Genomic DNA, 25,930 nt, shown 5'->3' on the forward strand with positions numbered 1-25,930 from the left:
AATACGCTGTCGTATATAACCTTAATGAAATTTTCAAAAAGAGAAAATATAAATACAAAATCAATGAAAATCAAAAATTTAAAGTCACTCGATTCTTTTAATGTTATAATAAAATTCATTTTTATTCAAATTCAATATTATTCAATCTCATTCTATTGTTTATCGAAGTTTTTAATTATCTTTTTAAATCAGAAACACATTTCAGGAAACAAATTATTGGAAATGACATCAAAAAGGATCAAAAATGTCGGAAACTTATCAACAAATGGAGGCGCGCGCCAAACTTTGCGCGGCGGAAATTCAAAAACAAGGGCAAGTGCATCTGGTGTCGCACATCGACGCCGACGGTATCACATCCGCCGGAATTATGGGAAAATGTTTTGAACGCGCCGGAATTGCGTACACGCACGAATTTGTCAAAAAACTGGACGAACGCGTGATGGTCCGGCTGCTTTCAGAAAACCATCCGCTTTTGGTTTTTACCGACCTCGGCAGTTCGCTGATTGATTTTATGGTGGACAACAACATGAACGCCATCGTTGCCGACCACCACCACCCAAACGGCCGGGAAGAAAACGTTTCTCGGGATTCCGCCACGTTTCCGTACCACATCAACCCGCACTTGTTTGGCGCCAACGGCGGCTTTGAAATCAGCGGATCAGGTGTGTCCTACATTCTGGCCTGCGCTCTGGGCGACAATGCCGATTTGGCGGACCTGGCGATTGTGGGCGCGATTGGCGACATGCAAAACCGAAAACATGGTAAACTGGTCGGGCTCAACAAGGAAATTTTGGACCGCGGCGTCGCTGCCGGCGTTGTCAGTTACGGTCCCGATTTGGGGCTTTTCGGAAAACAAACGCGGCCGATTTACCGGATTTTACAATACTCGTCCGAACCGTATTTACCGGGACTCACCGGCGACGAAGAAGCTTGCATCCGTTTTCTTCAAAACGCAGGCGTCGGCTACAATCAGCTCGACGGCGCCAAGTTGTGGATTGAACTTGATTTCGACGAGCGCAAAAAAATCATCACCGCTCTGATCAAATATTGCAGCGACCGGGGACTTTCATCTCAGCGCGCCGGCGAAATTGTCCGGGAATGTTACACGCTTCTGTCCGAAAAAGAAGGAACGGAAATGCGCGACGCCTCCGAATTTTCAACGCTTCTCAACGCAACCGGCCGTTACGACCGGGCGGAAACCGGCGTCGCCGTTTGTATGGGTGACCGGGGAGACGCTCTCGCCGACGCCGGAAACTTATTGATTGAGCACCGCAAAAATCTCGTGAACGGTCTCAACTTTGTCCGTGAAAACGGCATCTGTCAACTTGAAAATATTCAATATTTCTATTCCGGATCCGAAATCAAAGAAACAATCGTCGGCATCATTGCCGGCATGTCGTCGTCCATCGAAGGCGTCAGCCGGAATAAACCGATGATCGGTTTGGCCGATTCCGAAGACGGCATCAAGATTTCCTCCCGGGGAACGCAGGACCTGATTCGCCGGGGCATGAATTTGTCAAAGGCGATGTCGGAAGTCACGGAAATGGTCGGCGGCACCGGCGGCGGTCACGATATTGCAGCCGGCGGAACGATTCCGCCCGAAAAAGTCGACGAATTCATCGCGCGGCTGGATATTTATATCGGAAACCAACTGAGCGGAAGAAGCAACGGCTGAGATACATCGCGCCGAAAACAGATCAAAATCTGAAATAAATAAAAAAACAAAGCGGAAAGAAGTCAAAAATAAAAAATAGAAACGAAAAAGAAATAAAAAAAGAAATGGAATTTATTTTGCCAATTGGTAGGCGTCGTAAATATTCCAGATCCAGATTAAAAGGCCGAAAATGCTCAACAGAATCGGAACAATGACGGTCCAAACCAGAATGGCGCCAACGGTCCCGGCCAATATTCCGTAAATAATAATTCCGATAAAAATCATTGCGCCACGAAGGAACTGTCCGTCATAGAATTGCCCGAGGCCGGGAATGAAAAATGAAAATATTGCTGCTAAAATTGGATTTGCCATGACGAAAACAAATCGTTTGAACTATATAGGCTTTGCCGTATCCTAAAATTATTAAAATTTAATTATATATTAAGAAATTATTTCTATCGAGAACAGATATAATTCGTCAGATCAAATTTAAATTCAACAACATAATATTGGACTAAAACCATTTATCAATTACCGGATATCAGTTCTCAAATTATAATTTCAATTACAATTCATTTACAATTCAACTCCAATTTAAATTTCAACAACAATTATCATTTTGAGGTGTCAACATAGGCTCTTTTATTCCGACCGGCTGCCTGCCGATTGATCAGTTACTCGGCGGCGGCATCGAATGCGGTATTGTCACGCAAGTGTACGGGGAGCCCGGCTCAGGCAAAACCAATCTGTGCCTTCAAGCCGCGATTGAGTGTTCCAAATCCGGCAAAAAAGTGATTTATATCGATACGGAAGGGCTTTCTTTGGACCGTTTTTCTCAAATCGCCGGCGAGCGCTCCAAAGAAGTCGCGCAAAACATTCTCATTTACGAACCCATGAGCTTTGACGAACAGTACACCGCCATTTGTGAAGTTGAAAAGATTCTCGGGGAAAACGTCGGGCTGATTGTCGTCGATTCGGCGACGTCGTTTTACCGGTTTGAACTCGACGACGACAGTTCAAGCATTCAAAGCCGGCGCGAACTGTCCAATCAAATCGGGTTTTTGCAGGGGATGGCGCGAAAATCCGGCGTCGCCGTACTGATTACGAATCAAGTGTTCAGCGACGTCAACGCGGCTTCAGATTACCGTTCCGGCGGCAACGGAAACGGCAACGCGCCGGTCCGCCCGATCGGCGGCAAGGCGCTTGAACACATTTCCAAAACGATTATTCAATTGGAACGCGCGGGCGCCGGACTCCGGACGGCGAAAATTGTCAAACACCGGTGCCGGCCCGAAGGCGAAAAATGCGAATTTACGATTACATCTGAAGGATTAAGGTAAAAAAGTGATTCTATGAAACAAGATAAAAATGCATCCGCCGGCTCGAAAATGAGCCGGACAATCGACTGGGACGATTCTGATTCTTCCATTTTAATGGTCGACCAAACGCTTCTTCCGGCCGAATACAAAATCATCAAATGCAAAACAATCGCGGACGTTTGCGAAGCGATTTTAAACTTAAGAATCCGGGGCGCGCCGGCGCTCGGCGTGTGCGGGGCGTATGCGGTTGCGCTTTCGGCGACGCTCAGCAGCGCCGGTACGGTGGAAGGTCTTCTCAAAGACATGAACGTTGCCGGAGAAACGATTAAAAAAACCCGGCCGACGGCGATTAATTTATCATGGGGTGTCGACCGTGTTTTGGCTATTGCGGAAGAAGAAGGCTATGACCCGAAATTGGTGCGCGATATCGCCCTTCACGAAGCCAAAAAGATGGCGGACGAGGATGTTGAACTGAACAAAAAGATCGGAAAGCACGGCGCCAAGCTTCTCAAAGACGGTGACGTTGTTTTGACGCACTGCAACGCCGGCAAAATGGCATGCGTCGACTGGGGAACGGCGCTTGGCGTTATCCGGTCCGCCGTTGCCGACGGCAAAAAGATTTCAGTCGTTTCCTGCGAAACCCGGCCGCTCAACCAAGGCAGCCGCATCACCTGTTGGGAGCTGATGGAAGACAAAATTCCGGTTCACTTGATTACCGATTCCGCCGCCGGCTTTTTCATGGCCAACGGCTCGATTACGAAAGTGATTGTCGGCGCCGACCGGATTACCCAGGGCGCTGTTTTTAACAAAATCGGAACCTATTCCCTGTCCGTCCTCGCCAAAGAACACAACATTCCGTTTTATGTGGCAGCACCGGTTTCCACGTTTGACGCCGCCGGTTTTGACGAAGCCGTTCCGATTGAAATGCGCTCCGAAGACGAAATCCGCTACATCGGTAAAGCCAAAGAATTAAATGCGCCGCTTGGTGTTTCCATTAAAAATCCGGCGTTTGACATGACGCCGATGGAAAACGTATCGGCGTTGATTACCGAAAAAGGCGTATTCTGCCCGCCGATTTTGATTGAAGAAATCATTATTGATTAAAACACTCAAATTGACAAAAAACAGATTTAATAAAATAATAGATTTAATAAAAAAACGAAATTAATAAAATGTAAAATTAATAAAAAACAAAAGTGACGGAGTGCGTTGAAAATGTCTGAAATGAAGAAAATCCTTTACATCGACATGGACAACGTTCTTGTCGATCTCGAATCAGCGATTGAGCAGCTGGATGAGGAAACCCGGCAAAAAAGAAAAGGGAATCCGGCTGCCGGAATTTCGTCGACCTATGATGAAATTCCTGGAATTTTCATGCTCCCAAGGCCAATGTCCGGTGCCGTTGACAGTTTTAACGTCCTTTGCGATCATTTCGACGTCTACATTCTGTCCACAGCGCCTTGGGAAAACGAAACCGCCTGGTCGGACAAACTTCTTTGGGTTAAAAAGTGGCTCGGTGACGGCGCCTATAAACGATTGATTCTGTCGCATCACAAAAACCTGAACAAAGGCGATTTCTTGGTGGACGACCGGAGCAAAAACGGCGCCGCCGAATTTGAAGGCGAATGGATTCAGTATGGGTCGGAAAAGTTTCCGGATTGGGAAACCGTCCTCAAATATTTACTGGACCGGAAATAATCAAAAATCAGGGAAAATAAAATCGGTAGGATTTAAATCGGTGGAATTTGAATATTTGGTTCGAAAAATGGATTCGTTGAACAAGGTTTATATTGAATTTGCAGGAAATTTGATCCCAATTGTCTAAACGTTTATATAAGAACAGACTGTATGGAGTAACTCTATTGCAATTTTCATTTTAAATTATATCAGGAAAGGTCATTATGGCAAAAGGTAAAGGAAACGGTCTTCAGTCCTCCGCAGGACTCATGAGATACTACGACGCGGACAAAAAATCAATCACCATCAAACCGCAATATGTTTTAATTGCAGGTATTGTCATTGCGCTCGTTATTTTGGCAATTTCTTACTTCTACGGCACCTGGCCGCTTAAATAACCGGATAATTTATTATCCGTTCTCTTCTTTTTTTATTTTTGTTCCGTTGTTCTATTTTGTTTTCATTTTTTCTTAGCGATCAGCATGCGCGCAAAAATTCCTACGCTTTGCTTCGGAATTTTTCAATGGCGGTTGGAGTTTGTTTCTATTGAGTTCGCTGCGCGAATGGCTCCCTTTGGTCGCTAAGGTTTGTTTCATTTTATTAACATTTCAAGCAAACCATCCCGCAAAATCAGACGCTTTGCGTCTGTATTTTGCGGATTCCCATCAGTAAGATACATTCCAATTTATAGTACGGATTGCACCTGCAGATTGCTATTTTAAAATTTCAGTTTGCACCTGCAGGTGACTGTTTTTAGATTTCAGTTTGCACCTGCAGGTGACTGTTTTTAGATTTCAGTTTGCACCTGCCGTTTCCAACAATACAGTTGTTACTTGATACCGCTATGCACCCGCTGTTTCTAACAATACAGTTGTTACTTGGTACCGTTATGCACCTACTGTTTCCAACAATATACTTGTTGCTTGATACCGTTTTGCATCTACTGTTTCTAACAATACACCTATTGCTTGGTACCGTTTTGCACCTGCCATTTCTAACAATACACCTATTACTTGGTACCGTTACGTATCAACCGTTTCTAACAATACAGTTGTTCACTTGTTCCAATCTGTACCTGCAGTATCTATTCCAATCCCAATTGCGTGCGGTATCCGCTTAAACAGGCGCGATACGCGCCTGTTTAAGCGGGATGGTTTGCTTGGGATTATGAAAAAAGAAGATTTCAAATTAAAAAATAAAACGAAAAACAGATCCGTACCCAAAAAAACAATATAAAATCCACCCATGGTTTTTGAAATCCAAAAGAGAATGTGTCGCAATAACGCGCGCGCCGGCAGCGCAAAAAGAAAAAAGACGAAAATAAAATCGAAGCGGCGGTTAGCCGTTCGCTTCCTTTTTGTCTTTTGCGCGCTTCGCGAGTCCAATCGCACACGCTTTTGATTTTTCGATCACTTCGTTTTCATTCATGGAAAGCACCAAATAATCTTCCATCAAAATTTTTCCGTCCACGATCATCGTTTTGACGTCGCTGCCGGCCGCCGAATACACAAGGTGGGAATACGCGTCAAAAATCGGCGTCGCGTTGGCTTTTTTGGTGTCGACGACAATGAGGTCGGCTTTGTTGCCGGCTTTAAGGGCGCCTGTTTTTTTGTCAATGACTTTCGCGCCGTTTCGGGTCGCCATTTCCACAACCGCCTTGGCCGGGAGCGCTTCCGGGTCCGTTGTCACCAATTTTTGAAGCAGAGCTGCCGTTTTCATTTCCTCAAACATGTTGAGATTGTTGTTCGAGGCGCAGCCATCCGTCCCAAGCGCCACGTTGACGCCCGCGTCCAGCATTTTCTGAATCGGCGCGGCGCCGGATGATAATTTCATGTTGCTGATCGGGTTGTGGGAAACCGTGACGCCTTTTTCAGCGAAAAGCTTGATGTCGCCGTCCGACATCCAAACACAGTGGGCGGCCAAAACGTCGACGCCGGCCGTCAAGTCGTCGCCTTTTGTGTTCCAGAAATTGACGGAATCCAAATGGTGAACCGAACAGACGCCGTAATTCTTTTTCATCGTATTGAGTTCGTCTTCCGTTTCCAGAACGTGAATATGAACACCGACGCCGTCGCGTTCGGCGGCTTTTTTGGCTCTGGCGATAAATTCTTTGGAGCATGTGTTCGGTGCGTGCGGACCGTACATCGTTGTAATCCGCCCATTGGCTTTTCCTTGCCATTCTTTGACCAACCGCTCGCCTTTGATGAGTTCGCTGTTGCCGCGTTCTTCATCGAAAAGTTCGATCATGCCGTACGAAAGACAGCCCCGGATGCCGGCTTTTTCAACCGCTTTCGCCGTTTCGTCCATAAAAAAATACATGTCGCAAAACGCCGTCGTTCCGGAACGGATCATTTCAAGGCAGCCGAGCATGGATCCCCAATAAACGTCCTCGGCGGTCAGTTCCGCTTCCGCCGGCCAAATCTCTTTTTGAAGCCAATCCGACAGCACCATATCGTCCGCGTAGCCGCGCAGAAGCGTCATACCGAGGTGCGTGTGCGTGTTGGACAAGCCGGGCATCACAATGTTTCCCTCAGCGTCAATCGTTTTGTCAAAAAAGCCGGACGGATTTCCGTCGCTGACCTTTGTGATCAAATCGTTTTCAATGACAACATATCCGTTTTGAATTTCCGTACGGTTGTCGTCCATCGTTAAAATATGTGCATTTTTGATGAGAATACGAGACATAAAGCCATCTCCTGACAAATAATCGAAATATAGATCTCTAAAATATAGATGCTTGTTATGAATCCTATATTTTAATAATATTTCGAACGATAAAAATGAATAAAAAATAAAATGAATGAAAAATAAAAAATAAATGAAAATAAAATGAATGAAAATAAAATGAATGAAAATAAAATGAATGAAAATAAAATGAATGAGATGAAAATGAATGAGATGAAAATGAATAATACATTCATATTAAAAATAATTCAAATGTCAAAAATGAGATAAAAAAAGGCAATTTGACATTGCCTTTTTTTCGAAACGATCAAACTCAAATTAAAGTCTGTCCATTTCCATAATTTGGATGCCGGCGACGCCCGGGGTGCTTTCATAAGCGGCCTCGACGCCTTCCGTTCCGCCCTCGCCGTCTTCGACGATAACGGTCACGATCAATGCCTTCAAACCGAAAGCAATCGGTTGTTCAACGATTTCTCCGTTGACCTTGGCTCCGGCCGGGGTGACTTCTCTTAATTTTTGTTTCAATGCGTTCAGGTCTGTTTCGACATTTTCCGGCATAACTTTAATGGTTGCTGCGACACCGCTCATATATTTCACCTTCTTTGGTTTTATAATTTTAATTTTCGGATGGATCGGTTACGGGCCGACGAATCCGCATTGGCATTCGTACAAGTTGCCGAGAACACGGCAGGCTTGGCATCTTCCGATTGCTTCGCCGCATTTCGGGCAGGGGAACCGGACGCTTCCTTCTTCGACAAGACTGATTTGACAGGTGTTACAGTTATCGGTTTTTTTCATAGGTATTCCTCAATCTTTATTTTATGATAAAAGTAAAAACAAACATCAATTGTTTGATTAATATCCGTAGGATAGGACAAAATGAAATGTAGTCTGCTTACAGCAAACCTACATTTAACTTTTATGCATGAAATGACGGATTTATGAAGTCTTGAAGTGTCTTCAAAAGAATATAAATGTTTTTATCAAACATCGTCCGCAATTTCGGACTTTTTAGACTTTATATCCGACCTCATATCCATGATCTCAAATTTTGTTTTCGGCAAACCCTTCCACAATCACGTTAATTTGAACCGGCGGCCGTTTTGGGTCCGAAATCAGTTCTTTGATTTTGGTTTTGAACGCAACATCCGCCTCTGCAATCTTATTCTCTTTCATGTATTTGAGAATATCATTTTTGGAATAGGTTTCAGCGTAATAAATCGCGTCCTGCTTGACGGAAAATGTTTTTTCGCCTTCGGTCGTATTAAATATGAAACTTTTTTCTTTGTATCCGGATTCGTCTTCCTTCGCCTGAACTTCAATTTGAATTTCCATCCGTTTCGCCAGCTTTCCGGCCAAACACCCAACAGCGTTTCCGACGGCAAAATGGTCCGGCGCGATGATTTCGGCGTCAATACATTCGGACAGTTCCTTTATGAAACAGCGCACGGGCGCGCCGATGAGCACGACCGGAATGTCGATTTTAAACCGCAGGAATTTTTTGCCGGCATCGTTGGTGTCCGTCTTTTCATATTGATTTTTCTGCGCTTCTTTGTCCAAAAAGGCGTCCAATTCGTCTCTGGAAAACGTGTCATCCATAAAGTAAACAAGTTCCCGCGCCATGGTTCGTGCGAATTTCTTTTTGAGATTTTGACACAAATCCTCTTTGGTGGTGTTGAGCAGGTCCGCCATGATTTTGGCGCCGGTTGCGGCAGCTTCCGTATTCCACTCAATGTAGTCGCCCGTCACGTGAAGAATGTCGGTCGGCGTGAGCCCGATCACTTGAACCAGCCGCTTGTTGACAAGATTTTCAATCATGTCAAACGGTATGTAGTCCGACTCCCATGCCAAGTCGCCCAAAAAGCGGGGGTGGTCTCCGATTTTGTCATATGTTTTCATTTCTTCGGCGGACAAATTCGACGGCGAATATCCGCTTTTCATAATCATCGTCGTCGGCTGGACAAATTCGTTGAGCAACTGATTGTGGGAAACCCAGTGGGTTTTAATGGTGTCCAGAATTTCCGGAAACATTTCAGCGGCCCGGCAGAGCGGAATGACGCGCCTTGGTCCGATTTTAATGTTCCGGAATCGGGCGTCTTGAACGGATTCGGCGCCGAACCAAATGTGGCTGTCGCCGCCCATGGCGGTCGTTTCCATTTGAATGGCCCGGACTTTTGTCCGCCAGCCGCCGACGGTTGCGCCCAAATCCGAAATTTTCGGAATCTGATCAATAATCATCGACACATCTGTACTGGTTCCGCCGACGTCGATTGCAATACACGTATCTTTGCCGGACAAGAACGCAGCACCAAGAACGCTGGCCGCCGGTCCTGAGAAGATGGTTTCCACCGGTTTTTCCATGACTTCGGAAAACATGGCGACGGCGCCGTTACATTTCAGCATCGTGGTTTTAACGTCCATGCCGCGGTTTTTTGTCTCCAAAAGAATTGCATCCAAAAACTTCTTTGCAATCGGAAGCAATGACGCATTCAGGTACGCGGTGATGCCGCGCTCATACGCCCCGAGTGCCTGGGCGAGTTCGTGTCCGCAGACGACCGGGTAGCCGGTCAGCTCAGTGATTCTCTTTTTCACGCGCAGTTCATGGTCCGGATTTAAAATGCTGTAAAAAGCGGAAACGGCAAAGGCTGATACGCAGTCTTTCATCTTGAGGACGTACTCCTCAATGGCGACCATGTCCAATTCTTCGTTTTCCTTGCCGAGGTAATTGTGTCCGCCGGTCACGACCACGCAGTTATCCTTCAAATGTTCCGGCACTTTTTGCGTGCCGACGAGAATGAGTGCGACAGGCGCCCCGTTTTTCTCAAGAATGGTGTTGGTGGCAAACGTCGTCGACACCGACAGCAGTTTGACTTGTTTCAGATTTGCCGGATTGAGTTTGTCAAGAACGGCCGAAATGCCGCCGAGCGGATCCGGGTAGGTTGTCAGCGCTTTGTCAGATTCGAGAATGCTCCGGCTGTCCAAATCGACGATGGCGGCGTCCGTGTATGTGCCGCCGGCATCGATTCCTAAACTTAAACTTGTTTCCAATTTGAGTCCCCCAATAAAAAAAGAAAATAAGGTTTGTTGATTCTGATTATTTTAAAAAACGAAATGAATCTTCACGATAAGTTGTTCTTTTAATGCATGGAATACTAATAAAGTAAACCGATTAAAAAATAATAATAGTCTTTGTTTTTTTCGGGCGGCTGAATTCTAATCGAATTCTGAAATGCCGATCAATACCAATTTTATTTAATTTTTATTTAATTTTATCTAATTTTTATTTAATTTTTATTTAATTTGCTTGATTTTGATTTAATTTCGGATCAATTTCCGTAAAATCTTATTGAATTTTATATGCTCGGATTGAATCTTTTTAATTTGAATCTTATTTGAATATTAATTGAATATTAATTGAATAATAAAAAAGGTTGAAAAATAAAAAGAATTTATAAACATTGACACTGTTGTCTTTGGCATGAAAGCATGTATTATGTGCGGCGGGACCGGAACGCGTCTTCGCCCGTTAACTTTCCGGCGTCCGAAGCCGTCTATTCCGATTTTGAACAAACCGTCCGTTCTTCATTTGATTGAGCATTTGGCCAACGAAGGCTTTAACGACATCATTTTGACGCTCGGCTACATGGGCGACGAAATCGAAAAAGAGTTGGGCGACGGCAGCGTTTACGGCGTTCACATTGATTACGTTTATGAAAAAACAAAGCTCGGCACCGCCGGCAGCGTCAAGAACGCGCAGGAATTGATCGGCGACGAGCCTTTTATCGTTCTGGGCGGCGACCACGTGATGACGCTCAACCTGCGGGAAATGTACCGCTTCCACCAGCAAAACGACGCCCTCGTCACGATCGGCCTCCTGTCGATTGACGACCCGCGCGAATTCGGTATTGCGGACATGGCGATTGACAACCGGATTCTGCGTTTCTTTGAAAAACCCAAGCCGGGAGAAATTTTCAGCAACCTCGCCAGCACCGGTATTTATGTGTGCAGCCCGGAAATTTTCAATGAAATTCCTAAAGATCAGAAATACGATTTTGCCAAGGATTTGTTCCCCAAAATGCTGGCCAATGACGATCGGATCAATGGCGTTTTGGTTCGCGGCAAATGGACGGACGTCGGCAGCGCCGTCGCCTACCGCGCCGCTCAAAAATGGATGCTTGACGACATGTCGGAAACAATTCTTGAAGGCGAATTTGAGTCCAGCGGCAAAATTCTCGGTCCGATTCGCGTCGGAACGGACGTTTCCATCGGCAAAAACTCATCCGTCGTCGGCCCCGTCATCATCGGCGAAAACACCAAAATCGGCGAACGCGTCCTTGTCGGTCCGTATTCCGTGATCGGTTCCAACTGCACCATCGGAAACGACGTGAAAATCCTCGCCTCCTACGTTTTTGACGGCACGAGAATCGGCGACAGAACAACACTTTCAGGTGCGATTGTCGATATTGACGCCAAAATCGGTGCCGATTGCAGCATCGAAAACGGAACCATTATCGGCCCGGACGCTAAAGTCGAAGGCGGCACCACCATCCACTCCGGCGTCAAATTGTGGCCGGAAGTGGTGATTCCGAAAAATACGCACGTGACGGAAGATGTTTTGAATGAAAAATATGATTCTCAAGTGAATGGGTCTTAAAAAAAATTCCTCGCTTTGCTCGGAATTTTTCAAGGGCGGTGGGAGTCTGAATCTATTAAGTTCGCTTCGCGAACGGCTCCCTTCGGTCGCTATTTTCTTTTTTTGTTTTTTGGCGGGCAGCTGCGCGCGCGTTATCGCGACACATTTTCTTTTTGCTTTTTTAAAACACGACCACTATTTTTATAGATGTCAAGCAAACCATCCCGATTAAATCAGACGCAATTGCGTCTGATTTAATCGGAATCCGATGATTAAGATTGGATACAGTGGCAGTGGGTATAATTGGAACAAGATTCATCTGTATTGTTGGAACAGGCAGGTGCAATCTGAACTAAAAATAGAAAACGGAAGGTGCAACCAGAACAGTCACCCGTAGGTGCAATCTGAATTAAAAAATAGAAAACTGTAGATGCAACTCAGTATTTACAAATCAGAACGTATCTTGCCAATGGAAATCCGCAAAATACAGACGCAAAGCGTCTGATTTTGCGGGCCGGTTTGCTCGAATCAGTATAAGAGTTACAATTCAGTTTGCTTGAATCGGAAAAAAATTCATTGTCTTACGCAAACTTTAAGAATAATCCGACACTTAGGTTTGATTCACTTTGTTTTGTTCATTCTGCGGAGGTAGCCGAGTGGCCAAAGGCGATAGGTTCAGGGCCTATTCGTGTAGACGTTCGTGGGTTCAAATCCCATCCTCCGCATTGTTTTTCTTTTTGATATTTATTGCTTTAATCCATTATTTTTAATTTCATTTATTAAACGGCGGTTTTTGATGAAACAAAAAGTCAGGAACGAACTGCGTCTCAAAAGAGAAAAAATGAGCCGACCAGATGTTTTGGCGAAAAGCAAGCCCATCACGGTCGCTCTGCTGAATTCCGATTTATTTCAAAAAGCGGAGATTGTCTTTGCTTACGCGGACGTCAAAAATGAAGTTCATACGATGCCGTTTCTTCAGGATTGCTTTGAGCGAAACAAGCCGGTGGCGCTTCCAAAAACAGTCGGCAATGAACTGATTTTTTACAAAATTTCCGATTTGGACAGCCTTAAAAAAGGCAATTTCGGCATTTTAGAACCCGATACGTCGGATCCCGAACTTGTTCCGGTTTTGCCGGACAAAAAAACTTTGTTCGTCGTTCCGGGAATCGGTTTTGACCGCCTCGGCAACAGGCTGGGGTACGGCGTCGGTTATTTCGACAAATATTTGTCCAAAAACGGATACATGCATGCGGTCGGAATCTGTTTTGAAGATCAGCTGGTAGATAAAATCCCGACGGAAGATACGGATATTCGGATGGATTCCGTTTTGACGGAAAAAGAATGGATTTTTTTGAAAAAATAATCTTACAATTTATTATTTCTTTTTGTTTATTTTTTAGATTTTAATTTTTTTTAGTTGTTTTTAGTTTTTTAGTTTTTTAGTTTGTTTTTCTGATCATGTATATACATATGATATTATTATGTATATTCCATTTAATTTCAAAAAATATATAGAATATTTTAAAAATACGGATATATTCTCTTAATTTGTTATTGTTTTATAAATTGTGTATATTCTAACGAAATATAATTTCTATTTATTTTTCTCTTTTTTCTTTATTTTTATCTGATTTTCCGCATTTTTCATGAATTTTCCGAGTCAGGGCAGAACCGGTAAATTCTCTCTCTTTTTTTGAACGATTCAATATTTCATAGATGAGTCGTATATTCTTATTTTTTCAAGTATTTTACTGACAAAATTTGCTCCGAATAGGAGGGTGATAGTTCCTCCTTTTCAGAATCTGTCGGACTATTTCTATTGGAGAAAATTGAATGATTCTTAGAACAAAATATAATTATATTATTCTATTTATTTATTCCAAAAATGATATTTAGACCCGCCTGATTGTCACTCATTTGTCCAAAATATATATATACTATCATTTGTTTATATACATCCTACATATGGTAAATGATTAGCAAATCTTATTTCATCTAAAAATTGATAAAATAGGACGCTTGAATTTGCTTGACTCAACGCGTGACACTTTTTCGGAAAAATGTTGAAATTCCCGAAAATCCGGTCATACAAAAAACGCCACACCTTAACATTTACGCCACACTATCAAATGTTATCATTGACTGCTGTCATGGCACACGTGTCGATTTAGCATTTAAAAACGATCTTTGAAATTCATTACTTTTCACACAGACATTTCAACCAGATTCAAAGAGGTTAAACATGCAGTCTATCGTTCAACAAGCTTTAAAATACGCAGAGCAAGAAAAAGAATCCATGGTCAGCTCCGACGGCGACGACTTTGAAGAATTCGGCCAACCCCGGATTGTCATCGTTGGCTGCGGCGGCGCCGGCAACAACACTATCAAGCGTCTTTACAACATGGGCGTCGAGAACGCCGAAACCATTTGTATCAACACTGACAAACAAGACCTTGACAGAACCCGCGCCGACAAGAAAATCTTGATCGGAAAGACCCTCACCCGCGGCCTTGGTGCCGGCGGATATCCGGAAATCGGCCGCAAAGCCGCCGAACTTGCCCGCGGAACTCTTGAATCTGTTTTAAAAGACGCTGACCTCGTTTTCGTCACAGCCGGTATGGGCGGCGGAACAGGTACCGGTGTCGCACCGGTCGTCGCCGAAGTCGCGAAAGAACAAGGCGCCATCGTCATCGGAATGGTTTCCAGTCCCTTTAAAGTGGAAGGATCCCGCTCCCAAAAAGCCCAAGAAGGTATCGAAGCTTTGAGAAAAGCCGCCGACACCGTCGTTATCTTGGACAACCAAAGACTCCTCGCGCACGTTCCGAACTTGCCGATCGACCAAGCCTTGTCCGTGATGGACCAACTCATCGCTGAAACCGTGAAAGGAATCACCGAAACCATCACCGAATACTCCTTGATTAACCTCGACTATGCCGACATCCGCGCCACCATGGGCTGCGGCGGTATTGCCGTGATGCTCGTCGGCGAATCCAAGAGCCAGAGCAAGAGCCAAGAAGTCGTCAAAGCCGCCCTCAACCACCCGCTTCTCGACGTGGACTACCGCGGCGCAACCGGATGTTTAATCCACATCACCGGCGGCCCGGACCTCAGTTTACAAGAAGCCATGGACATCGGCGAACAATTGACGTACGAAATTTCCGGCGAAGCAAAAGTCACCATCGGCGCCCGCATTAAAGACGAATATGAAGGACGCGTCCGTGTGATGGCCATCATGACCGGCGTTCAGCAAAAAGTCGGCGGCAAATCCGCAGAAAGCGTCACCGCCAACACATCTTACAGCGCCAGAAGAGAAGCCAACGCTTCCGCTTCAACATCCAGAAACAACATCATCGACTTCATTTAATCTGTCGTGTTGTCATACGGTTTACTTCCAAATCAAGAGAAGCTGTCAAAGCTTCTCTTTTTTTTGAAATCATTTCACATTTTCAATTTTTGGTATCTGTCTTTGCTTTTTGTTTTGTTTGTTTTTGCGGCCATGCGCGCGCGTTATCGCATTCATTTTTTATGACTCGTCAAAAACAGCTCCCACATTTTTTCTTTGAATCAGTTTTTATATTCGTTTTTTCATTTAACTCAATACAAAATAAAAAGAGGCAATTTTATGAAAATACTCATCGTCACCGGTCAATTGGCTTTTGAAAATGTTCAAAAAGCGGCGTCCGGATTTGACGCGGATATTTTAAAAATAGAGACGCCGGTCGCGTCTTTAATCACGCCTCAAAAACTCATTGACGGCTTTTTTTCCTCTCCTTTTGCCGGTCAAAAATATGACGCTGTTCTCATTTCCGGCTTCTCAAAATTCGATTTTAAGCGGGCTGAAGCGGAATTGAAATGCCCGGTTTTTTTGGGTCCCAAACATGCGGCCGACTTTAAATCTGTCTTAAAAAATGCTGATGCGCCGGGTTTTTTATTTTCAAAAGAAATTCCGGCTTGCGAATTTATCGACGCGCAAAAGAAAGCGGAAGCCCGAGAAATCTTGGCGGTTTATGAACAAAAATCGGCGCCGGCGTTTCAAATCGGAAATTTGAAGATCGGCGGCACCTCTCAAATGAAAGTTCTCGGCGAAATCGCGAATGTTGAAGACCTTTCTTTGAACGAACTCGAAAAAACAATTCAAATCTACATCTCAAACGGCGCTGACATCGTCGATCTCGGCTTTTCGCTGAATGCAAGCAGCGACGTTGTTCAAAAAACCGTTGCTTTTGCCAAATCTGTTTCCACAGTTCCGGTCAGCATTGATTCAGGCGTTTTTTCCCAGGTCGTGGCCGGAATTTCCGCCGGTGCTGACATGGTTCTCAGTTTAAATTCGGAAATGATCCGCCAATTGAAATCAGTTCCGGAAGGAAAGGCAGATTTTGAAATATCCGAATCCGGCCAAAATATGCCTTCTTCATTTGAATCCCTTTCCGAATTGATTCGAAAAACCGCCTATGTGGTGATTCCGGATTCTGTTTTTGAAAAAACAGCGTTCGATTTTAAATCCGAATTTCCAGGGGAAACAAAGGGGTACGTTTCGAAAATGAATGCTTTGAAAATTCAAAGTCTTGAGCAAAACATTCTGGAATCCAAAGCCATCGGACTTGAAAAGCTCATTGCCGATCCGATTCTGTCTCCGCCGGGGCATGATTTCTTGGATTCGGTTTTTTGTTATTCGGAATTTCACCGCCGAAATCCGGATGTCCCAATTCTTTTCGGTGCCGGCAACGTCACCGAATTAATTGACGCCGACTCGCCCGGCGTGAACGCGCTGTTATCGTTGATGGCTTTTGAGTGCGGCGCCGCCATCTTGTTTACGCCGGAAGCCAGCGCCAAAACCAAAGGCTCCGTTTCGGAACTAAAATCCGCCGCCGAGATGGTTTGCGTTTCCGAAATCCGCCGGTCCGCCCCCAAAGATTTAGGCGTCGATTTGCTTTACCTGAAGGAAAAAAGACGACGGCCGGATATGAATTTGGAATTCGTTACCGAGCATCCCGATTTAACGGGGTCCGGATTTGCGAGATCAAAATTGAACGCGTCGAGTTTTGTTTTGACCGGTAACCTGCATCCGGAATTTGTTTCCGGAACGAAATGGGGTTGGAAGAACGACCCGGCGGGCAATTTTTTGATCGGTCTGGTGGATGTTTCCGAATTGTCGGCCTTTATGCATCAATATGCGGGAGCAGATCCGGAATCTAATGTTCAAATTGAAAAACTCAGCAGCGTCAGACCGACCGATAAAGTTATTGTCGCCGTTCACCCGCAAAAAATCATTGTCGGCAACGATTCGGCGTTTATGATGGAGAAAATCATTGCAGAAAAATTAATTACCGAGCTCAGCCATGCCGCATATTTGGGGCGCGAACTTCAAAAAGCGGAAATTGCGATGAACCTCGGCCGGAGTTACGCGCAGGACGACGTTTGGTGACTAAAATGTTCAGGCCTGCATTTGAACATTGTGAAATTCAAAGTCAGAGGGGATTTTCTAAATGACAAATGAAAAAATTAAAGCTTTTTTCGATAGATATGCGCATTTTTTTGAACAATCGCTTGATGGAAAAATAGATACAAACGAAATATCTTCCCTGTATGCACAGGAGTTTATCGCCGCTTCCCCTCTTGGCGTCATGGCCGGTAAAAATGACATTCAATTTGAACAAACCTTGGCGCAAGGTTATGAACAATATCGCAAAATCGGAACAAAAGGAATGACTGTTCGTGGGGTAAGTGTTTCACCTATAGACAAATTGCATTGTGTGGCGCATGTCGCTTGGACGGCCACATATTCCACGGCCGACAATCCAAACATAGCGATTGACTTTGAAGTACATTATCTCATGCAAGAACTTGACGGCAAGCCACAGATATTTGGCTGGATTGCCGGGGACGAACAAAAAATGTTAAAGGAATATGGCATTATTTAAGTATAAGAATGGATGACGCCAGCTTTAATATAAATTTCAGTGGTCATCTTGGGGAAAGTCTATTAATATTTTGTCGGATGTTTTAATTTAAATCCATTCGTTTACTCTTATAATCGTTCATCGGTGATTTTCATGAAACTCAATCAAGAAGACAAAATTCAAATCTTTGCCGTTTTAGCGGAGAAGTATTTCAACGAAAACGGTTGGAAATACTACAAAGTGGCGGACAATGTTGAAAAAATTCAAAAAATTTGCGACGACATCAACCGCCAGCATGCCGCTTATCCGAGCATCACCCGCGACTGGTATGTTCAAAACGGCGGCGCCAAAGGCATCCACCTCTGCGACAGCTGGGACGAACTCAAAACCGTGAGCGACTTTTTGAAAATCGGCGCCGTTTGGTTTGATTTCTTTGTCGACACCGGTGAAATCAAAGCATTTTGCATTTTAAGCGCCACCAAAGAACTCGCCCCCGAACGCATCGACATCATTTTAAAGGCGCAAGCAGCCGGCATTCGGACATTGGTTTTCCTGGCGGACGTGCCGAACGAAATCGACGCCAATATCCTTCAAATTAAGAAAAGCGAGTGCTGAGGCACTTTCTTTTTAAATTTCTGTTCTATTCTTGGATCTTTCGTTTTCTATTATTTTTTGTTTTTTTCATCATTTTCTTTTATTTTTCTCATTTTCATCTGATTTCAGATCTTTTGGATGAATGTCTTCCAACTCATTTTTTATTTTTATATTTATCTGTTATAAATATTTTCTGAATCAACTAAATATAGACCCTTTTACCTTATTTATACCCTTATGAGTCAAAATTCTTCTTTCAATTCTCCCCGTTCGCCGGAAAACGTGCCGGCACCGGCTTCTTCGCCAAAAGCCATTACGGGTATCGTTTCATTTATGACGGCGGCGAAAGACAGCGGCGTTCGCTACGTCTTTGGCGTCCCGGGATACCCGATCACGAATTTAATGAACGCGATTTTTGACGATCCTGATTTTTCGGACAAATCAGGTTGGTTCGCCAACGAAAAAATCGCCTTTGAATGGGCGCTCGGCGCCTCTTTTACCGGTCACCGCTCTCTTGTGATTGTGAAACACGTCGGTTTGAATATCTTGCTGGATCCGCTCATGACGGCAATGACGCACACGATTGGCGCCGGCCTTGTGATTGTCGTCGGCGACGACCCGGGCGTGATTGCGTCTCAAAATTGTCAGGATTCTCGGTATTTCGGCAATCTGACGGGAACGGCGGTTTATGACTGCGGCAACCCGAAAGACATTTACGATCAAATTTGCCGCGGTTTCGTGCTGTCGGAACAAATCCGTGCGCCTGTGATTGTCCGGGTGACGGCCGACGCGCTCAACCAAACCATGATGGAAACATTGGCTTACAAGCACAAAGGTGATTGTGCCTGCCACATCGATTCGTCCGGATCTGTTTCAAATTCCATGTTGTCGCCGCTTTACGACAAATCCGTCTGGGAATTGAAGATGAAGGGAAAGCACCAGCGGTTCCATCTGCTCAACGACCCGATTCTTCAAGAAGAGACCAGCCGTTCTTGTATAAGCGATTCTGAACTTTACAATGCCGGCAAGCGCAGCAAAGCGTTCAAACCGGGATATGAAAACAAATTTTTAGCGGTCCGTTCCGTCTCGATACGTCAATCAAAGGCGCCGGCGTCGGAACAAATCGGTGTTATTGCATCCGGGTGGTGTTTCTCATCGGCGTTTATGGCTTTTGAGCTTCACAAAAACATTGTGTTAATGAAAGTTGAAATGGTTTCTCCGCTTCCGGTTCAAAAGATCAAGAATTTCCTGTCGGAATTTTCACGCGTTCTGGTCATTGAGGAGCCGGAGCCGGTGATCGAAGATCAAATCCGCATTTTCGGAAATGTTTACGGCAAACGGACCGGTCACCTGCCGTTCGGAAAAATCGAACAGGAAGACATGCTTTTTGCGGTCGGCAACATCCAACACGACACGGTCACCAAAGAAATCGTTTTACCGCGCCGTCCGCTTGAAGGCGAAATCGGTAAAAAGGAGTTCTGCAAGGAAAGCATTTATCCCGGCTTCTTTGAGATGCTGTCTGACATCCGGGACAAAACCAACATCCCGGTCACCGGAGATATCGGCTGTTCGATGTACGGCGCCGTTCCGCCGTATGCCGTCATTGACGCCGCCGTCTCGCTGGGATCATCCATCGGCATCGGCTCCGGCATTACTGCAGCCGTTCATCAAAAATCGATCGTTGTCACCGGCGATTTTGCGCTCGCTCACTCCGGCATTTTGAGCCTGTCCGAATCTTTGAACCGCCAGATGTCGCTTCTGATTTTCATCATGAAAAACAACGTTGCTGCCATGACGGGCGGTCAGTGTTCTCCGGACGCCGCCGGCTGCGTTCATTTGTTGATGGGTAAAGTGGAAACGTCATCGATTAACACTTTCTTCTGGAACGACGGCAAAGATCCCGAGTTCTTTGAAAAAGTCAAGAAAACAACCTTGGAAGAACTCAATAGAGAAGGTTTGTCGGTTATTTTCATTGAGATGGCGGATTAATTTCCGCTTTCTTTTTCTTTTCATATTCTCTTTTCTTTTTTTATGGCGGGCGGCGCCGCGTGCGTTATGGCGACACATTCTCTTTTGGATTTCAAAGACCGTGGGTGGTTTTTGTATTGTTTTTGGGTACGGATCTGTTTTTTGTTTATTTTTTAATTTGAAATCTTCTTTTTTCATAATCCCAAGCAAACCATCCCGCTTAAACAGACGCCAAAGGCGTCTGTTTAAGCGGATACCGCGTACAATTGGAATTGGGATAGATAATTGCAGGTGCAGATTGGAACAAGTGAACAACTGTATTGTTAGAAAAACAGCAAATGCATAACGGTACCAAGTAACAGGTGTATTGTTAGAAATGGCAGGTGCATAACGGTACCAAGTAACAGGTGTATTGTTAGAAATGACAGGTGCATAACGGTACCAAGTAACAGGTGTATTGTTAGAAATGACAGGTGCATAACGGTACCAAGTAACAACTGTATTGTTAGAAACAGTAGATGCATAACGGTACAAGTAACAACTGTATTGTTAGAAACGGCAGGTGCAAAACGGTACCAAGTAACAAGTGTATTGTTGGAAACGGCAGGTGCAAACTGCAATCTAAAAACAGTCAACTGTAGGTGCAACTCAGTTTTGCAAATTGGAATGTATCTTACTAATGGGAATCCGCAAAATACAGACGCAAAGCGTCTGATTTTGCGGGCTGGTTTGCTTGAATCTGAATGAATAGTTTGCGGGCTGGTTTGCTTGAATCTGAATGAATAGTTTGCGGGTTGGTTTGCTTGAATTTGAAAAAATAGATTGCGGGTTGGTTTGCTTGAATCTGAAAGAATAGTTTGCGGGATATTTTGTTTGATATTCTGAAAAAATCAAACATTAAAAATAGAATTTTGTAAAAATTGAATTATGTGCCGGTTAATCGACTAAAAGAAGTCCCCACCATTTGATTTGATCGCTGACCGGAAATTCCAAATTCACACCGACGTTTTGAAGCGTGCCGACAACGTCGACGCCGACGGCTTCCATAGACGGCCGTGCTTTGTACGGTGTTTTGCATTCTTGCCCGGTTTTCACGCATTTGTCGCAATAATGACAGCTGCCGCCCGTAAATCCGGCGGCGAAGCGGTAGCCTTTTTGAAGGCTTAAGCTTTCTAATTTGAGGAGAATTTCCGACAAATCCGTCGACTTCTTCCGGATTTCGCGGGACACGTCTTCCGATTCAATTAAGGACGGCGGCCTTGGCGGGTTGTTGTATTGCGTGGACAATAAAATCGCAAAGCGGTAAGATTTCAAATATTTCCTGAATTCGTCCGGCGTCGGCACGTTTGGCGGACAAACCAAATCGCCGTAGTGGCGGCAGAGCGGAACAAAACATTTGAGGCGGACGCGGTCGTCAACAACGATATCTTCAGCGTCAATGAACAAAGCGTCGGAAGCACCGGCTTCCTTGGACGCGATGAGAAAAAGACCAATGTTTTCTTTATCGATTTCCGTGATTTGACTCAAAATAAAACCTCAATGATCAATACATTTCGAGTTCATTCAATTTGAGCTTTTTGATAGAATTAAAGCTCATCATTCGAATTATAATTATTAAAAGATGAAAGAAGGATGACAATTTTCATTGACTTCATCCATTCAACCATTTCATCCGTTTTGTGTTCGTTTTATGTTCATTTTTCATTTATTTTTCATGGGCCGTTACCGTTTATTTTGTTTTGGCTTTCCTTTTGTTCGTTTTGTCAGCATCCCACTTGTTGATGATTTTCAAGATATCGCGGGAATAAAGTCCGAGACGGACATAATCATCTTCCTCAAGGTCCGTGTGGTGCATAATCGCGTTGCGGATCGGGTCGAGTTCCTTCAGGCGCTGGATAATCCAGCCGCGGTCGGGGAAATAATCCTCAAAAGCTTCCCAGGCAAACGGGTTGTTGATGATCCGCCGGTAATCGCTGAAACTGGCGTAATTGATAAGCGGCTCGTTGATGTTTCTTTTTTGAACGGCAGTCGTCCGGTCGGTCATAATCCGGCGCTCGTTCCAGCGATCCGCCAAAAAGCTCATGTCGGTGCCTTTCCACCACTCTTTTCCAAAGCGGGCTTCGACGCGGTCGGAAACAAAAAGCCTCAGTTTTTCTTCCAGGTCTTTTAAAATCAAGTAGCTGCTTTCCGATTGTCCGGAAGACGCCGGGCTGCTGCTTTTTTCCTTTTTGGATTTTGTTTCGCCCATATACAAATTTTTCAAATCGTACTTGACAACCAAATCGACCGAGTTGCCGGATTCTGGTTTGACGTCCAGAATTTCAACGTCGTAAAGCTGGTCAATCCGGGTTTTCATGGCCGAGCAAACCGTCGGCACGCCGGATTTGAGCCCCATTTCCGAATGAATGTCGCCGGCCCGAATGGAAATTTTGTTCTGCCCCTTCATTTTGGACGGCTTGAAATAGTTTTGATAAATGTAAAAACGAACGTTATCGGCTTTGGACATGTTTCCCGATAACTGAACCGGTTTTTTGGCAGCCGTTGAGGAAGCGGATGCCGCCGGTTTTGTTGCAGCTGTTTTGTTCACAGCGGCCGGTTTTGCGGGCGCTGCGGCCGGCTTGGACAAGGCCGTTGCCGCCGGTTTGGGTGACGCGGGTTTTGAAGAAACGGCCGGTTTGGATGCGCTTTTGACAACCGTATTCACAGCCGGCTTTGAAACGGATTTAGAAACAGTCTTCGTTGCCGTTTTGGATGAAGACGGAGAAGACCCGGCCGGAGATTTTGCAGCCGGTTTGACGGCGGTTTTGGTTGACGGTTTGGCAACGGTTTTTGAAGCGGGTTTTGCCGAAGACTTCACGGTGGTTTTTGGTACCGTTTTTGTTACTGTTTTTGCTGCCGGTTTTGTTGCCGGTTTTGTTGCCGGTTTTGTTGCGGTTTTTGAAACCGGTTTTGATGGAACTTTTTTTTCAGTTTTCGTTTCCGGTTTAGCCGCCGGTTTGGCGGCTTGTTTTTCTTTACCGCCGAATGAAGAAAGAGAATCTTTTAAAAAAGCGCGGACTGTTTTTTTCTCGACCATAATTATTCTCCAAATTTAAAAATCATCATCAAAAGATCATATTTATAAAATAATAAAATTAAAGTGTGCGTCGACTTGATGAATAGAATGAATGACATATAAAAATATCATGAAATTATTATGAAATGGATAAACACATATATAAAAGATTCAGGAAACCCGAAAAATAAAACAAAAACGGAATGAAGATGAATAAAAAAAGAGATGAAAAGAGATGAAGAAATGAAAAAATGAATGGAAGAAGTTATTCCATGAACTTCTTCTTGTGTTTTTGATACAGCTCGTGAACCATACCGTCGGATAAACCGATAATCGGCGCGTGCATCGTTTGAATGTTGCACGTTTTCATAATGCTCAAATAAATCCGGCAAGCCGGGAGAATCACGTCGGCACGGTCCGGTTTCAGACCTAATTCAGTAATCCGCTCTTCATACGTGTGCTGCCCAATGGTTTGGCAAAGTTCTTTGAGTTCGTCATAACGAAGCGGATCGTTATTGATTTTTTTGGCCAGCAGGTAAAGACTGCTGATGTTGCCGCCACTGCCGATTCCGGTCACATTTTCCATCGGAATGTTTTTGCTGAGCCATTTGTCCATTTCTTCCCATGTTTCTTTGAGAACCAAACCCTCTTTGAGCCGGATGGCGCCGACATCGAACGATTTGGATTTGCGGACGCCGCCGCCGACGAACGTAATTTCGGTGCTGCCGCCGCCGACGTCGATATAAAGATAATTTTTGGCCGGATCGAAGTTCTTTTCGATATGGTTGGCGTAAATCAATTTCGCTTCCCGTTTGCCGTCGATCACTTTTAAATCAATGCCGGATTCCTTTTTGATTTTCCGGACAATGTCGTCGCCGTTTTTCGCCTCTCGAAGCGCCGACGTTGCGCAAGCCATCGTGTCCATCACGTTAAAACCGCTGATGATTTCCTTAAAGCCGCACATGGTTTTGACAAGCGTTTTCACTTTTTCATCCGAAATCTTGCCGCGGACAAAGGCGTCGTCGCCCAAACGGATCGGAACGCGAAGAAGCGTCAGCCGCTCAAAAAGAACATTGTCTTCCACCACTTCAACATTGGTCAGAAGCAGGCGAACCGCGTTGGAACCGATATCAATTGTCGCAAATAACATTCTCAGCCTCACATTTTTGAAAACAATGATTATAAAACTAAAAATCAAAAACTAAAAATTAAAAAATAAATAATAAAATGAAATCAATACCTTATCAATTTCCCGCAAGTTTAAAACTTTTGCGTTAATATTTCATTTATATTTTACATATAATATTTAGGAACAGACGTCTTTTTGGTTCAAATTTATATGGTTGATTGCCATTTACCTGCCATGAAAGATTTTGTCATTATCGGAAACAAAGCCGTCACCGGCGGAAAAATCTCGCTCAACGATTTACCCGGCTCGGCCGGCCGTATGGATGTTTTGTGCCGCTGCGTCACAGCGTCCCTTTTCATTTCATTCGGAATGCGGCGCGACGTCAACGTATATCTCATTCTCAAAGGCGAACCCGGTCCCGAAAAAATTGTCCGTTTCTGCGGCGCCACCATGAAATCTCTCAATCCGGACGAACGCAGTTCCGGATCCATGATCCAAAAAGCGCTCCTAGTTGACGCCAAAGAAACAGAAACGCAATCCACGCCCGGCGTTTTTGTCCGGACGGGAAACCTGTCCGGTTTGCTTGAAGAATTCAAAAACAAATGCAGAAAGCTGGTTTATTTGAAAGAGGACGGCAAAGACATTTTGGACGCTGATTTTAAAGCGATTGAAGATCCGGTTTTCATTTTGGGCGACAATCAAGGCGTTTTTGAAGAAGACGAAGCTCTGATCAGAGATGCGGGCGCCGTCAGCGTTTCGGTCGGACCGATTTCGCTTTTATCCAGCCAATGCATTACGATTATTTTGAACCAAATGGACAGAAACGAAATGCAAAATCTTCCCGCGGAAGAGTAAGCTGAAAAATAAAAAAGCACCCCGCTTTTGACGGCAACATGAAAACGTGTCGCTATAACGCGCGCGCCGCCGCCCGCCGATAAAAAATAAATTCATTTACGAAAATATATATAAATGTTGAATGACTTTTTATTTTGCTCAAGTCAAATCATTGAGAATTAAAAATCATTTTTTAAAACAAAATCATAATCGAATAAACTGAGGATTCAAAATGACACCGGACGAAGAAATTATTCTCAACCACATGAAACACATCGGAAAGCCTGTTAAACCGGGAGAATTGGCGGAAATCAGCGGCAAAGACAGCAAAGAAGTCAGCAAAATCATCGACTCGCTGAAAAAACAAGGATTGGTCTGCTCTCCGAAAAGATGCTACTACGCACCGGAAGAGTAAATCCGCGAATAAAAATAAAGTAAATAAAAATAAAATGCTGATCGAAAACTTTCGAATCAGCAAACTC

General features: G+C 44.5%; 22 protein-coding genes and 1 tRNA gene. 15 read left to right on the top strand and 8 right to left on the bottom strand.

Going from position 1 to position 25,930, the window contains the following annotated elements:
* Positions 1–244: 244 nt before the first annotated feature.
* Positions 245–1,675 carry a RecJ family nuclease gene (locus MsAg5_RS07010; protein WP_338099915.1) on the top strand — a complete coding sequence of 477 codons (1,431 nt, stop codon included), beginning with the start codon at positions 245–247 and terminating at the stop codon, positions 1,673–1,675.
* Positions 1,676–1,786: 111 nt separating this feature from the next.
* On the opposite strand, the gene MsAg5_RS07015 is transcribed toward MsAg5_RS07010, so the two are convergent.
* Positions 1,787–2,026 carry a hypothetical protein gene (locus MsAg5_RS07015; RefSeq protein WP_338099916.1) on the bottom strand — a complete coding sequence of 80 codons (240 nt, stop codon included), beginning with the start codon at positions 2,024–2,026 and terminating at the stop codon, positions 1,787–1,789.
* 272 nt (positions 2,027–2,298) lie between these two features.
* On the opposite strand from MsAg5_RS07015, the gene radB reads away from it, so the two are divergent.
* The 4 genes from radB (at position 2,299) to MsAg5_RS07035 (ending at position 5,048) form a co-directional block, all read left to right on the top strand.
* Positions 2,299–2,994: a DNA repair and recombination protein RadB gene (radB, locus tag MsAg5_RS07020; RefSeq protein ID WP_338099994.1), complete on the top strand. Its 696-nt coding sequence runs from the start codon at positions 2,299–2,301 to the stop codon at positions 2,992–2,994.
* Positions 2,995–3,006: 12 nt separating this feature from the next.
* The gene (locus MsAg5_RS07025; protein ID WP_338099917.1) at positions 3,007–4,077 is read left to right on the top strand and encodes an S-methyl-5-thioribose-1-phosphate isomerase; all 1,071 of its coding nucleotides are present in this window, start codon (positions 3,007–3,009) and stop codon (positions 4,075–4,077) included.
* 111 nt (positions 4,078–4,188) lie between these two features.
* On the top strand, positions 4,189–4,671 hold the full coding sequence (locus MsAg5_RS07030) for a 5' nucleotidase, NT5C type (protein ID WP_338099918.1): 483 nt from the start codon (positions 4,189–4,191) through the stop codon (positions 4,669–4,671).
* 203 nt (positions 4,672–4,874) lie between these two features.
* Positions 4,875–5,048, top strand: coding sequence for a preprotein translocase subunit Sec61beta (locus MsAg5_RS07035; protein WP_338099919.1), 174 nt, complete (start codon positions 4,875–4,877; stop codon positions 5,046–5,048).
* A gap of 940 nt (positions 5,049–5,988) precedes the next feature.
* Here MsAg5_RS07035 and MsAg5_RS07040 read toward each other — a convergent pair.
* The 4 genes from MsAg5_RS07040 to MsAg5_RS07055 form a co-directional block, all read right to left on the bottom strand.
* Positions 5,989–7,335 carry an amidohydrolase family protein gene (locus MsAg5_RS07040; RefSeq protein WP_338099920.1) on the bottom strand — a complete coding sequence of 449 codons (1,347 nt, stop codon included), beginning with the start codon at positions 7,333–7,335 and terminating at the stop codon, positions 5,989–5,991.
* A 318-nt stretch (positions 7,336–7,653) separates the two neighbouring features.
* A complete protein-coding gene (locus tag MsAg5_RS07045; RefSeq protein ID WP_338099921.1) occupies positions 7,654–7,923 on the bottom strand; it encodes an elongation factor 1-beta in 270 nt (89 codons plus the stop codon).
* 48 nt (positions 7,924–7,971) lie between these two features.
* A complete protein-coding gene (locus tag MsAg5_RS07050; protein ID WP_338099922.1) occupies positions 7,972–8,133 on the bottom strand; it encodes a zinc finger domain-containing protein in 162 nt (53 codons plus the stop codon).
* Between the two features lie 246 nt (positions 8,134–8,379).
* Complete coding sequence (locus MsAg5_RS07055) at positions 8,380–10,383, bottom strand: hydantoinase/oxoprolinase N-terminal domain-containing protein (RefSeq protein WP_338099923.1); 2,004 nt, start codon at positions 10,381–10,383, stop codon at positions 8,380–8,382.
* A gap of 430 nt (positions 10,384–10,813) precedes the next feature.
* Between MsAg5_RS07055 and MsAg5_RS07060 the strand changes: the two genes are divergently transcribed.
* The 8 genes from MsAg5_RS07060 to MsAg5_RS07095 all read left to right on the top strand — a co-directional run bounded on the left by MsAg5_RS07060 (position 10,814) and on the right by MsAg5_RS07095 (position 20,451).
* Positions 10,814–11,989: a sugar phosphate nucleotidyltransferase gene (locus MsAg5_RS07060; protein ID WP_338099924.1), complete on the top strand. Its 1,176-nt coding sequence runs from the start codon at positions 10,814–10,816 to the stop codon at positions 11,987–11,989.
* A gap of 621 nt (positions 11,990–12,610) precedes the next feature.
* Positions 12,611–12,693 (top strand) — tRNA-Leu (locus MsAg5_RS07065).
* 71 nt (positions 12,694–12,764) lie between these two features.
* On the top strand, positions 12,765–13,331 hold the full coding sequence (locus MsAg5_RS07070; protein WP_338099925.1) for a 5-formyltetrahydrofolate cyclo-ligase: 567 nt from the start codon (positions 12,765–12,767) through the stop codon (positions 13,329–13,331).
* An 879-nt stretch (positions 13,332–14,210) separates the two neighbouring features.
* A complete protein-coding gene (gene ftsZ / locus MsAg5_RS07075; protein WP_338099926.1) occupies positions 14,211–15,332 on the top strand; it encodes a cell division protein FtsZ in 1,122 nt (373 codons plus the stop codon).
* A gap of 258 nt (positions 15,333–15,590) precedes the next feature.
* Positions 15,591–17,393 (top strand): dihydropteroate synthase-like protein, encoded by a 1,803-nt coding sequence (locus MsAg5_RS07080; protein ID WP_338099927.1) that lies wholly within the window; start codon positions 15,591–15,593, stop codon positions 17,391–17,393.
* A 61-nt stretch (positions 17,394–17,454) separates the two neighbouring features.
* Entirely contained in the window at positions 17,455–17,889 is a 435-nt protein-coding gene (locus tag MsAg5_RS07085) for a hypothetical protein (RefSeq protein ID WP_338099928.1), read from the top strand.
* 132 nt (positions 17,890–18,021) lie between these two features.
* A complete protein-coding gene (locus tag MsAg5_RS07090; RefSeq protein ID WP_338099929.1) occupies positions 18,022–18,483 on the top strand; it encodes a hypothetical protein in 462 nt (153 codons plus the stop codon).
* A 216-nt stretch (positions 18,484–18,699) separates the two neighbouring features.
* Entirely contained in the window at positions 18,700–20,451 is a 1,752-nt protein-coding gene (locus MsAg5_RS07095) for a thiamine pyrophosphate-dependent enzyme (RefSeq protein WP_338099930.1), read from the top strand.
* A gap of 915 nt (positions 20,452–21,366) precedes the next feature.
* On the opposite strand, the gene MsAg5_RS07100 is transcribed toward MsAg5_RS07095, so the two are convergent.
* From MsAg5_RS07100 to MsAg5_RS07110, 3 genes are all read right to left on the bottom strand, one after another.
* Positions 21,367–21,957: a DUF2284 domain-containing protein gene (locus MsAg5_RS07100; RefSeq protein WP_338099931.1), complete on the bottom strand. Its 591-nt coding sequence runs from the start codon at positions 21,955–21,957 to the stop codon at positions 21,367–21,369.
* 202 nt (positions 21,958–22,159) lie between these two features.
* Positions 22,160–23,506 carry a Swt1 family HEPN domain-containing protein gene (locus MsAg5_RS07105; RefSeq protein ID WP_338099932.1) on the bottom strand — a complete coding sequence of 449 codons (1,347 nt, stop codon included), beginning with the start codon at positions 23,504–23,506 and terminating at the stop codon, positions 22,160–22,162.
* 244 nt (positions 23,507–23,750) lie between these two features.
* Positions 23,751–24,635, bottom strand: coding sequence for a Ppx/GppA phosphatase family protein (locus tag MsAg5_RS07110; protein WP_338099933.1), 885 nt, complete (start codon positions 24,633–24,635; stop codon positions 23,751–23,753).
* Positions 24,636–24,848: 213 nt separating this feature from the next.
* Between MsAg5_RS07110 and trmY the strand changes: the two genes are divergently transcribed.
* The gene (trmY, locus tag MsAg5_RS07115; protein WP_338099934.1) at positions 24,849–25,469 is read left to right on the top strand and encodes a tRNA (pseudouridine(54)-N(1))-methyltransferase TrmY; all 621 of its coding nucleotides are present in this window, start codon (positions 24,849–24,851) and stop codon (positions 25,467–25,469) included.
* A gap of 211 nt (positions 25,470–25,680) precedes the next feature.
* On the top strand, positions 25,681–25,863 hold the full coding sequence (locus MsAg5_RS07120) for a MarR family transcriptional regulator (protein ID WP_338099935.1): 183 nt from the start codon (positions 25,681–25,683) through the stop codon (positions 25,861–25,863).
* The last annotated feature ends 67 nt before the right edge of the window (positions 25,864–25,930 follow it).

Origin of the sequence: Methanolapillus africanus, from assembly GCF_032714475.1 — an archaeon.
GTDB lineage: Archaea > Halobacteriota > Methanosarcinia > Methanosarcinales > Methanosarcinaceae > Methanolapillus > Methanolapillus africanus.